Origin of the sequence: Microbacterium karelineae, assembly GCF_009745985.1 — a bacterium.
In the GTDB taxonomy this organism is placed as follows: domain Bacteria; phylum Actinomycetota; class Actinomycetes; order Actinomycetales; family Microbacteriaceae; genus Microbacterium; species Microbacterium karelineae.
Map to the genome: position 1 here is coordinate 1 of NZ_WFIX01000013.1, position 203 is coordinate 203.

The 203-nt window shown below is 61.1% G+C and carries 1 protein-coding gene; it reads left to right on the forward strand.

Annotation, left to right across the window (positions count from 1 at the left end; translation table 11 throughout):
- Window positions 1–203 (forward strand): hypothetical protein (locus GB932_RS00080; RefSeq protein WP_197517166.1); only part of this gene is annotated, 203 nt, incomplete at both ends.

Genomic DNA, 203 nt, shown 5'->3' on the forward strand with positions numbered 1-203 from the left:
CATCCCGGCCATCCAGAAAGGCATCGAGGAGCAGATGAAGAACGGCGTTGTCGCCGGCTATCCGCTGATCGGCCTGAAGGCGACCGTCTTCGATGGTTCCTACCACGACGTCGACTCCAACGAGATGGCGTTCAAGATCGCTGCTTCCATGGCGACCAAGCAGCTGGCCCAGAAGGGCGGCGGCAAGGTTCTGGAGCCGATCA